This is a genomic window from Streptomyces sp. NPDC055962 (genome assembly GCF_042270185.1).
Lineage (GTDB): Bacteria > Actinomycetota > Actinomycetes > Streptomycetales > Streptomycetaceae > Streptomyces.
Window position 1 is genome coordinate 1 of sequence record NZ_JBHJYN010000022.1, and the last position, 10,970, is coordinate 10,970.

Genomic DNA, 10,970 nt, shown 5'->3' on the forward strand with positions numbered 1-10,970 from the left:
GCGGGACGCGTCGGCTCACCGAACGGGTCGTTGCCACGCCAGCCCACGGTCCACAGACCGAAGGTGAACCTGTCCGCAGGGGTGGGAGTGAAGCGGTCCGACATTGCACAGCCTCTTCGTCGACGTGGGGCCGGGCGGCAGCGCTGCCGGACCAGCCAATTTGTTTGCTTGCAGTACTAATACGCCATCTCGACGATGGTTTCTAGAGCATTTCCGTGATATTGCCGTCACGTGGCGTCAGTGTGGCCGCTCCAAGGTCACTCTCCGGGCTCCAGGTACTCGGGCAAATCGGTAATTCCCGAAGCCCGGCACCCCTGTCGGTCATATTTGTTTTGTGTACGATCAAAAGTGAGAGGACCCGCAGCCGCGCTCGCCGCAGGCGTCCGGACGTCCCGCAGTCCAGCACCACCTGATCGGTTAAGGACCACCCCCATGAAGTTCACCGACGGCTTCTGGCAGTTGCGCAGCGGTGTGCACGCCTCGTACGCCACCGAAGTCCGCGACGTCCGCCTCGACGACGACCGTCTCGCCGCCTACGCGGCCGTCAAGCGCGTCGAGCGCCGCGGCGACACGCTGAACGCCCCGCTGATCACCGTGGAGGCGTACGCCCCGGCCGAGGGCGTCATCGCGGTGCGCCTCACCCACCACGCGGGCAGGCGTCGCAGGGGCCCCGACTTCGAGATGCCGGGGGCCGCCGCGCGGTCCGCGGCCACCACCCGGACGCAGGGCCCGGCCGCCGAGCTGACCAGCGGGCCGCTCACCCTGCGGCTGCCCACCGAGGGCACCTTCGGCCTGGAGTTCCTCGACGGGGACGGCCGGGTCCTGACCTCCGCCGGCCGCAAGGGCAGCGCGTTCGCCACCCTCGACGACGGCAGCCACCACATGGTCGCCCAGCTCGCCCTGGGAGTGGGCGAGACCGTCCACGGCCTCGGCGAGCGCTTCACCCCGTACGTGAAGAACGGCCAGACCGTCGACATGTGGCAGGCCGACGGCGGCACCAGCAGCGAGCAGGCGTACAAGAACATTCCGTTCTACCTCTCCTCGCGCGGCTACGGCGTCTTCGTCAACCACCCCGGCAAGGTCTCCTTCGAGGTCGGCTCCGAGGCCGTCGGGCAGGTGCAGTTCAGCGTCGAGGACCAGACGCTGGAGTACTTCGTCATCGCCGGCCCCACGCCGAAGGACGTCCTCGCGCGCTGGACGGCCCTCTCCGGCCGGCCGGCCCTCCCGCCGGCCTGGTCGTTCGGCCTCTGGCTGACGACGTCCTTCACCACCTCGTACGACGAGGCCACCGTCACCTCCTTCGTCGACGGCATGGCCGAGCGGGGGATCCCGCTGAGCGTCTTCCACTTCGACTGCTTCTGGATGCGCGAGTACCAGTGGTGCGACTTCGAGTGGGACCCGGCCGTCTTCCCCGACCCGGAGGGCATGCTCGCCCGGCTCAAGGACAAGGGCCTCAAGATCTGCGTCTGGATCAACCCGTACATCGGGCAGAAGAGCGCCCTGTACGAAGAGGGCGTCCGCGAGGGCTACTTCGTGCAGACGCCCGAGGGCGACGTCTGGCAGTGGGACAAGTGGCAGGCCGGCATGGCCCTCGTCGACTTCACCGACCCGGCGGCCACCGCCTGGTTCCAGAGCAAGCTGAAGGTGCTCCTCGACCAGGGCGTCGACGCTTTCAAGACCGACTTCGGCGAGCGCATCCCCACGGACGTCGTCTGGCACGACGGCTCCGACCAGGAGCGCATGCACAACTACTACACGCACCTCTACAACAAGGCCGTCTTCGACCTCCTGGAGAAGGAGCGCGGCCAGGGCGAGGCCGTCCTCTTCGCACGCTCCGCCGCCGCCGGCGGACAGCAGTACCCGGTGCACTGGGGAGGCGACTGCTGGTCCTCCTTCGAGGCCATGGCGGAGTCCCTGCGCGGCGGCCTCTCGCTGTCCCTGTCCGGCTTCGGCTTCTGGAGCCACGACATCGGCGGCTTCGAGGGCACCCCCGACCCGGCGGTCTTCAAGCGCTGGCTCGCCTTCGGGCTCCTCTCCTCGCACAGCCGGCTCCACGGCTCGTCGTCGTACCGCGTGCCGTGGGAGTTCGGTGACGAAGCGGTCGACGTGGCCCGGCAGTTCACCCGGCTCAAGCACCGACTCATGCCGTACCTGTACGGCACCGCCGTCGAGACGCACCGTACGGGTGTCCCGACGATGCGTCCCCTGCTGCTGGAGTTCCCGGACGACCCGACGGCCCGGGTCGCCGACCGGCAGTACCTGCTGGGCCCGGATCTCCTGGTCGCGCCGGTCTTCTCCGACGACGGCACCGTCGAGTACTACGTCCCCGAGGGCACCTGGACCCACCTGCTGACGGGCGACACGGTCACCGGCCCGGCCTGGCGCCAGGAGACGCACGGCTTCGACAGCCTGCCGCTGCTGGTCCGCCAGGGCGCGGTCCTGGCGCTCGGCGCCGACGAGTCGCGCCCGGACGCCGAGTGGCTCGACGACCTCGAACTCCGGGTGTTCGCCCCAGCCGGCACCGGCGACTTCACCCGCACGGTGACCGTCCCCGACCGCACGGGCGCGGTGGCGGCGACGTACGAGGTGGTCCGCGAGGGCGGCGAGGTCCGCGTCACGACGGACACGGACCGGCCGTACACGGTCACGGTCGTGGGGGGAGACCGCCTGACGGCGGTCAGCCGCTGATCGCAGCACCACGGCGGACAGCCGGAGCACCCTGCCAGGGTGCTCCGGCTGTCCGCTCTCCGCGAGGGCGGCCCCACCGGTCCGCGCCGCGGGTGTCCCGGATCCGAGAGGGACACCGGCAGCGCGGGACGGGAGGTCAGGACAGCGTGAACGCCGTGACCTGGTGGATACCGTTGTCGGTCAGGAAGTAGCCGCCGTCGGACAGACCGGCGGTGCGGTCCATCCCGGAGTCGTCGCTGTTCAGCGACAACACCTCGTCGACACCGTCGCCGTCCAGGTCACCCGCGAAGTAGTTGCGGGCGCCGTTGGTGGCGGGGATGCCGCCGACCTCATCGGCCCAGCTGTCCTCGGAGTCGACGATGCTCGGGTCCCAGAGGTCGAGGCCGGCCTCGCCGCCGGCCACCAGCAGCGAACGGCCACCGGGGCCGGTCAGGAAACCGCCTCCGTAGGACTGCGGAAAGACACCCTGCTGCTTGAACGCGCCGTCCGGCCCGAAGCGGCGGAAGGAGGACGTGCCGCCCTCGTACAGCGACCCGTCCTTCACGAAGAAGCTGAAGTGCGTCCACAGACCGCCCGAGATCCAGCTGTTCAGCACCTCACCGGTTCGGCCGTCCCGGATCTCGAAGACGTTCTGCGTACCCGTACCGTTGTTGCCGGAGACGTCCCAGACGTAGGGTGCGTCGACCGTCCAGGTGTAGACCACCGCGTGCCCGTCCGCGTAGGGGATCTCCTTGGAAGCGAAGACCCCTTCGTTGGCGACCGCGGTACGAATCGGGGTGACGGCGCTCGCAGGCGCCTTCGGGGCCTCGGCCCAGCGTGCCTTGCCGGTCTTGGCGTTCAGCGCTACCGCGCTGATCGCCGGCTGGGCCACACGCAGGGAGTTGCGGCCGGCGTACGAGACGTACACCCGGCCGTCGTTGACCGACGGGTCGGAGAAGTACACGTCGCCCGCGTCCTCGGGGGCGTTGTACGTCCACAGGGCGTGACCGTCGCCGTAGTAGGCGCGCAGCGCGTCCGTCGCGACGAGGATGTCCAGCTCGCCGTCGCCGTTCAGGTCGGCGAGCCTGGCCGAGCGGACGAACTGGCCGCCGCCGTCGATGGTGGCGAGCGTCTTGCCGGTCCTGCCGTTGAGGACGACCGTCGCGGTGTCGGCCGCCACGACGATCTCCTGCTTGCCGTCGCCGTTGACGTCGCCGATCTGGATGTCGTGGACACCGCCCGCGACGGTGGCCTGCCACAGCTTCTCGGGCTTGGATCCGTTCACCAGCGACGGGCCCGAATACGCCCAGACGCCGTTGGACGAACCGCCCATCACCAGATCGTTCTTGCCGTCCTTGTTCAGGTCGGCGCTCTTGGCGTAGGCGATGTCGCCCTGGAGCGGGGTGACCTTCTCCGTCTTGCCGTTGCCCAGCTTGAAGGTGCGGATGTTCTGTTCCTGGTCGATCACCCGCACGTGCGAGCCCGTGGCGTCGCTGTAGAGGTCCTGGAACATCGGCGAGGCCTCGACGTCCTCGGACCGCCACGCGAGCTTGCCGTTACCGGAGAAGACGGTGAGCGAGGCGTAGCGCAGGCTGCCCCGGTTCTCCGGCTCGAACATCTTCCGGTCGTTCTGCGCGGACGCGACCAGCTTGCCGTCCATGATCCCGAGACCCCAGGTGCTGGGCGCGTCGCGGCCGTTCTCGGCATCCCGCTTGGTCGTGGACGACCAGAGGACCTTGTCCGCGTCGTCACCGCTGACGACACGGATGGTGCTGGCGTTGATGGACAGGTTCTCGTCGAAGGAGGACTCGGCGACCGCGTACTCGTCTCCCGCCCTGGCGCCGAGATCGCCGACCGTCAGCGCGGTGGGCAGAACATTGCTCCTGGAACTCAGGGTGGCGCGGTGGCCGCTCTTCAGGTCGTACGCGGCGACCTCGTAGCGCACCGCGTCGTTGACGTCCGCCTGCTCGATCGCGACGAGCCGCTTGCGGCCGGCGTCGAGGTGCAGCATGCGGTTGTACAGCACGCTGTCGGTCTGCCAGGTGACGGAGCCGTCGGTGGTGTCGAGGACGGCGGTGTGGCCGCGCGCGTCGACGCCGTCGGCCTTGGCGAGGTTCCAGCTGACGGCGACCTTGCCCTTGCCGAGGGCCTGGACGTCGCCCCAGTTCGTGTACCGGGCTTCTTTGGTGTCGAACGTCCAGGTGCCGGCCGGCGTCAGCCTGCCGTCCGCGGAGGAGAAGCGGATGCCGGTCAGGGTGGCGGTCGCGTCGGCCGGGACCTTGGCGTCGCCGCTCATCCGGGGCGCGTCGGCGATCAGCAGGGTGCCGTCGACGATCTTGACCATGGAAGCGTAGTTGTACAGCTTCGACCAGACCGTGGCGCCGGTCTTCCCGTCGAGGACCGTCACGAAGGTGCCGGTCGACAGGGGCGAGCCCGGGGAGGTGAACGCCCGCGGGTACGGGTTGGCGCCGACCTTGGCCGAGAACACCAGGTCCGGGACGCCGTCACCGGTCAGGTCACCGGCCGAACAACCGGACTCGGAGTTGGGCGAGAACGGCGAGACCGCGTTGTACCCCATGAGGATCTGAGGAGGGTACGGCTCGACCCGCCACACCTGGAGCGGCTTGACCTGCCAGTCGGTGAAGAACGAGGCGCTGGTGCGGGCCCAGGTCTCGCTGCCGTCGGCGGCGTGCAGCTGGACGTTGCCCATGCTGTTGACGGAGTAGTAGGCGCCGTTCTTGCCGACCGGCACCGTGGCGCCCAGACCGCGCACGCCTTCCAGCGTGGACTTCGCGGTCATGGTGACCTTGGTGGTCGGGTCGACCGCGGCGGCCGAGTGCTCGGCACCCGAGTCCGCCGCGCCGTCCGCGGCCTTCTTCTGCGTGCCGGTGGTGTCCTCGGCCTTGACGTACGGGTCGAGGGTGACGTCGGCGGCCAGCTTCTCGGCCTGGGTGTCCGTCAGCTTCATGACCGAGCCGCTGTCGCCGTCGGCGGCCAGGGCCTGGGGGGCGGCGGACAGGCAGAGGCCTGCCGCGACCAGAGCGGAGGCGAGCCGGACGGCCTGCCGGGAGTGGTGCGCTCTCATTACTTGGCTCCCTGCGTGAAGCGGACGGCGGTGCCGTCGGCGAGCACGGACTGGTTGAAGGAGTACTGCAGGGCGTCGGTGCCGGCCTGGTCGGCGATGCCGACGGTGGCACCCGCGCCCCGGTCGGCGACGGACTTGTACTGGAGGGTCACGGCGCCGGTTGCCTCGTCGAAGAGGACCTCGAAGGTGGCGCGGCCCGCCGTGCCGTCCGCGTAGGCGGCGTTGTTCCAGACGATGGCGAACGTGCGGTTGCCCTTGGTTCCGGTGGTGGCCGTCTGCACGGAGGACTTCTTGTCCAGCGTCAGGTCGTTCCACAGAGGGGCGACGACGCCCTTGACGCCGTTCGGGCCGGCGGTCGGCAGCGAGGTGTTGCCGTAGTCGCCGACGCGCGAGGAGAGGAAGTTGACCAGACCGTCGGTGGTGACCGAGGCGGAGGAGTACGCGACGCCGTAGTGCTTCACGGAGAAGGGCAGAGCAACGGTGGCGGAGTCCTCGTCACCGGACAGGGCCACCTTCTTGGAGCCCGCGATCCAGGAGTACGCGGCCGGGGCGCAGGTGTTGCCCGTGCTGTCCTCGCGGTTCGGGACCTTCACGTTCTTCGTCAGGTCGGTGGTGCCGACGGTGGCGGCACCGCTGTAGACACCGTTGCACAGGATGGGGGCCGCGGGCTTCACTGCCAGACCGTAGGAGCCCTCGGAGACCGCGGCGAAGGAGTAGGCGCCCTTGGCGTCGGTGGTGACGGCGTTCAGCGGTGCGCCGTTCAGCTCGACCTTCGCACCCGCCAGGGGCTTGCCGGTGACGTCGAGGACGGTGCCGGAGACCTGGTGCGAGGGGACCCCGGTCAGCGCGATGTCCTGTGTGTACGACTGCTCGGCGGCGAGCGTGACACCGGTCGTCGCGCCGTTCGCGTAGCCGTAGCCGCTGAAGGCGAGGGAGTACGTGCCCGGGGCCAGCGGCAGGCGGTACGTGCCGTCCGGGGCGGTGGTGACCGTACGCACCGAACCGGCGGTGTCGGTGGCGCTCACGGTGATGTTCCGCAGAGCCGCACCGGTCGCCTTGTCGGTGACCTTTCCGGTCACGGTGGCCGCGGTGTGCGGGGCCCTGTCGACGGAGGCGAGGATGTCGAGCTTGCCCTCACCCCAGACGTTGTTCATGCCGGCGGTGCCGCCGCAGTGCGTGTCGTCGACGTCGTGTGCGCCTTCGTCGAGCAGCGCGCGGGTCTCGTCGATCCTGCCGATCAGCGACGGAGCCGCCGACCACAGCAACGCGACCGCGCCCGCGACGTGCGGGGTCGCCATCGACGTACCGCTGATGGTGTTGTACGACGAACCCGGCCACGTGGAGGGGATGTCGACGCCGGGTGCCGAGATGTCCGGCTTCGCCGAGCCGTCGACCAGGGACGGGCCGAAGCCGGAGAACGAGGCGATGCTGCCGGTCGAGTCGTAGGCGCCGACGCCGTAGGACGGGGCCTGCGAGCCGGGGGCGTGAGCGGTGGAGCAGGTCTTGCCGTCACCGTCGTTGCCTGCGGCGAACGCCTCGAAGATGCCCGCGGCGTTCCAGGCCTCGACGATGTCCTGGTAGAACGTCGTGTCCCCGCCGCCCCAGGAGTTGTTGACGATGTTCGGGGCGAGGTCCGGGCGCGGGTTCTGCCCGTTGTGGTCGGTCGGCGCGAGGATCCACTGGCCGGCGGCGAGCAGGTCGTCGTCGGGGCACTCGTCGGTCGCGCAGCCCTTGGCGGCCATCCACGTGGCGTTCGGCGCGACACCGATCCCGTTCTTGCCGACCATGGTGCCCATCGTGTGGGTGCCGTGGCCGTTGTTGTCGCACGGGGTGCCGTCCGAGGGGCAGTTCCCGGTCGGGTCGTAGAAGTTGTAGTCGTGCGTGAAGGTGCCGTCGCCGTTGTTGCCGCGGTAGTTCGCGACGAGGTCCGGGTGGTCGTACTGCACACCGGAGTCGACGCTGGCGATGACGATGCCCTCGCCGCGGTCCTCGTACTGCTTCCAGACGTCGTCGGCATGGATGTCGGCCACGCCCCACTCGGGGGTGTCGTCACCGGTGGCGGACGAATCCGTGCCCGCCGGGGTGGGGCGCGACGTGGTGACCTTGCTGTCCGACACCTCGATGTCGTCGAGTTCGTACTTCTGCTGCTTGACCACCGAGGCGACGTCCGAGCGCTTCGCGAGCGTGTTCACGAGGTCCGCGTCACCGGTGACCCGGATCGTGTTGGCGATCCAGTAGTCCTTGTGGCCGACCCTCTCCTTGTCCAGGAAGGAGGTGAGCGACTTCTGGCTGTCCGCGGCGTGCGCGCGCAGCTCCTTGTACGCGGCCTTGGCCCTGCCGCCGTGCGTCTTCTGCTTTCTGGCGCCGGACAGGTCGGCCCGGTCCTTGAGGACGACGAAGAAGGTCGCGTCGCCGCCCTTGGCGACGGCGCTGCTCAACGACGAGTCGATCTTCGCGGTGGCGGCGGCGGAGGGGGTGCCGGCGGCGACGGCCGGCACGGCTCCGGCGGCCAGGGCCGTCGCGGTGAACGCGGCAGCCGCCCATGCGGCGGATCTGCGCCGGGGCGGTCGGGGCAGGTGCATCGGGGGTGCTCCTCGGTGGGCAGGTAGGGGAGCACGGATGCTAGGAACCCGCCGTTACACCGGCATTACTCGACCGCGGACCGCCCTGGGGCCCGCACCGACGCGTGCGGCCGGAGAGCCGGCCGGACCGTGTCCTGCGGCCGATCACCCCTCAGGGCCCGCCCGGTGCCGCGGCGGGACGTACAGCGTGCTCCGGGGTACCTCGTCGCCCGGCCCGACGTCGACGACCCGCACCCCCGGTGTCCCGAGCGGCCGGACACGCCGCCGAGTCCGGCTCGGCCCGGGTGCCGTCGGCCGGGTCGGAGGCCCTTCCGGGGCGAGCCGCCCCGTACTCGGCCCGGTGGAATGCGATCGTGAGCCGGCAGGTTGGCACCGACGGCACAGACGTACGAGAACAGCGCAGAGAGCGGAAGCATCCATGGGTGAGTTGATCCTGATCCGGCACGGCGAGACCGAGTGGTCCCGGTCCGGGCAGCACACGAGCTGGACCGACCTGCCCCTGACCGAGCTGGGGGAGCGCCAGGCCCGCGCCCTCGTGCCGCTGCTGGCGGAGCGCGAGATCGGGCTGACCCTGGTCAGCCCCTATCTCCGTGCCCGGCGCACCGCCGAGCTCGCGGGTCTGACCGCGCCCCGCGAGACGCCTGACCTGCGGGAGTGGGACTACGGGGCGTACGAGGGCGTGACCACGGTCGACATCCGCCGCACCCGCCCGGACTGGAACCTCTGGACCGACGGCGTCGCACCCGGCCCGGAGGAGCACCCGGGGGAGAGCCCGAAGGAGGTGGGCGACCGCGCCGACCGGATCCTGGCGGAGGTCAGGGCGGCGGCGTCCCGTCTCGGGGAGGCCGACATCGCGCTGGTGGCCCACTCCCACTTCCTGCGGGTGCTCACGGCCCGCTACCTGCGGCTGACGCCCGCGAGCGGCGAACTCTTCCAGCTCGCCACCGGGGCGGTGTCCCGCCTGGGTACGGAACACGGCAAGCCGGTGGTCACGGCACTGAACATGGCGCTGCCGGAGAGGCTGTTCCACGCGATCGGCTGACCGCGGGCCGTCCGTCCCGCGGGCGTCGACGCAACGCGTCCGCCGCACCGTACGCCGTCGGCCGGTACCTCGCCCACGAGGTGCCGGCCGACGGCGTTTTCCGTTGCCCGTGACCAGGATCACCTGGTGACACAGCGTGTTGCACGCCGGCCCGTGCTTCTCCTCGGCCCGCACCTCCGGCCGTTGCGCTTTGGCTGGAATTGCTGGCCGGAACGAGTCGTCGCAGGGGAGGCATCGGTTGCCTGCGGGACGTGGCCGGAGCCGGACGAGAGCGGATGGCGGCCGGCTGCGTCAGCCGCTGCGGTCCCCGGCCTCCCTGCCTTCCTGGCCTGAAAGCGCTCATGGTCCGGCGCGTTCCTCCCGAAATTCGGACAACAGGCCATGTCCCCAGCAAGAGTCGCGCATATACCGACAGCCGAGATCACTGCTGGTCATCCGCCTCCTCGCCCGTCAGGGCGGGCACGGCGACACCGCGTTGCGCCGGAAGTTCTGTTGGCTTATGTTGCGGCCGCCGCCTTTTCGCGAGGCCGGGCGGCCGATGTGTTTCTTGCGACCTGCAAGACAGACGCCTCGCTGAACGGCGATCCTGTGGGGGGATGACGTGGTCGGGTCCAGTGCGGGTGAAACCGCCTCAGGTTGTCACCCGTGACGCCCCAGGAATCCGCTGACCGGCCATCAGACCGCCCCTGTGTCCGTGGGATACGCCGCCTCGGCGCCGTCACGTCGTGTGACGCAACGCGCGTAGTCGGTGACGGCGCAGTGCGCTGAATTCGATCCGGGGACCGGCATCCGCCGGCGCGTCCCCGACCGCTTCCGCTGTTCGGGCGGAGGCGGTGCGTGGACGCCGTCCGAGCAGCCGGCTCCGTATTCCGTGGACGGCCCGGAGCCGGCTCCACGTCCCGGCCGTGCACGGACGCATGTGCCGGCCGAGCCGGAGCCGGCGCAGACGTGGGCACCCTCCGGTCACTCCGGCGGGACCAGTCCTGAACCGCGCCACACCTCTTGTGGCGCGAAAGAAGAGATATGAGGTGATGAATATGTTCGGCTTCCGTAGATGGGCGACGGCCGCGGCTGCCCTGACGCTGCTGACCGGAGTCTTTCAGGGGATGCAGGCGCCGCCCGCAGCCGCAGTCGACTGCTGGCGCGCCACCTGTGCGGGCAAGGACCCCATTCAGATGGGGTGTGACGACGACGCCGAGATTCTCCAGCAGGTGACCGAACCGGACGAGTCGGTCTCCGTCCGGCTGATGTGGTCCTACATGTGCCAGGGGGTCTGGATGAAGATCTCCCGCGACCTCGACACGTCCCCGGACTACGTGTACGGGACGCTCTGGACCACGCGTGATCCCGACGGCGGAATTCAGCAGTCCGACACCACCGGCCTTCTCGCCGACGGTGTGGCGGGCGCCTACACCAAGATGCAGAACTGGAAGAAGACGAGCGCGAAGGCGTGCTGGAACGACGTCGACGCCCAGTACGACCCCTTCCCCGGGAAGTACACCATGCAAGATCCCAACGCCACCGGGGACAAACCTGTCGACGCGAGCCTGCCGCAGCTGCACGGCTCCTGCACGGACTGGCTGTGAGGAAGGCA

At 69.9% G+C, this 10,970-nt stretch carries 5 protein-coding genes; 3 read left to right on the plus strand and 2 right to left on the minus strand.

Annotation, left to right across the window (positions count from 1 at the left end):
• The first annotated feature begins 432 nt into the window (after positions 1 to 432).
• Complete coding sequence (yicI, locus tag ACFC51_RS34755) at positions 433 to 2,688, plus strand: alpha-xylosidase (protein ID WP_376532741.1); 2,256 nt, start codon at positions 433 to 435, stop codon at positions 2,686 to 2,688.
• Positions 2,689 to 2,824: 136 nt separating this feature from the next.
• On the opposite strand, the gene ACFC51_RS34760 is transcribed toward yicI, so the two are convergent.
• On the minus strand, positions 2,825 to 5,752 hold the full coding sequence (locus tag ACFC51_RS34760) for an FG-GAP repeat domain-containing protein (protein ID WP_376532743.1): 2,928 nt from the start codon (positions 5,750 to 5,752) through the stop codon (positions 2,825 to 2,827).
• Positions 5,752 to 8,334: a S8 family serine peptidase gene (locus ACFC51_RS34765; protein ID WP_376532745.1), complete on the minus strand. Its 2,583-nt coding sequence runs from the start codon at positions 8,332 to 8,334 to the stop codon at positions 5,752 to 5,754. The genes ACFC51_RS34760 and ACFC51_RS34765 overlap by 1 nt, the downstream gene beginning before the upstream one ends.
• Positions 8,335 to 8,752: 418 nt before the next feature.
• Here ACFC51_RS34765 and ACFC51_RS34770 point away from each other — a divergent pair, with 418 nt between their 5' ends.
• Positions 8,753 to 9,376, plus strand: a complete 624-nt coding sequence (locus ACFC51_RS34770) for a histidine phosphatase family protein (protein WP_376380947.1) — start codon at positions 8,753 to 8,755, stop codon at positions 9,374 to 9,376.
• A 1,037-nt stretch (positions 9,377 to 10,413) separates the two neighbouring features.
• The gene (locus ACFC51_RS34775) at positions 10,414 to 10,962 is read left to right on the plus strand and encodes a DUF2690 domain-containing protein (RefSeq protein ID WP_376380738.1); all 549 of its coding nucleotides are present in this window, start codon (positions 10,414 to 10,416) and stop codon (positions 10,960 to 10,962) included.
• Positions 10,963 to 10,970: the final 8 nt, after the last annotated feature.

What these genes read in the sequence shown, in the direction of transcription:
- ACFC51_RS34770 (WP_376380947.1), top strand. Translation starts at nt 8,753, where the DNA reads ATGGGTGAGTTGATCCTGATCCGGCACGGCGAGACCGAGTGGTCCCGG.
- ACFC51_RS34765 (WP_376532745.1), bottom strand. Translation starts at nt 8,334, where the DNA reads ATGCACCTGCCCCGACCGCCCCGGCGCAGATCCGCCGCATGGGCGGCT.
- yicI (WP_376532741.1), top strand. Translation starts at nt 433, where the DNA reads ATGAAGTTCACCGACGGCTTCTGGCAGTTGCGCAGCGGTGTGCACGCC.
- ACFC51_RS34760 (WP_376532743.1), bottom strand. Translation starts at nt 5,752, where the DNA reads ATGAGAGCGCACCACTCCCGGCAGGCCGTCCGGCTCGCCTCCGCTCTG.
- ACFC51_RS34775 (WP_376380738.1), top strand. Translation starts at nt 10,414, where the DNA reads ATGTTCGGCTTCCGTAGATGGGCGACGGCCGCGGCTGCCCTGACGCTG.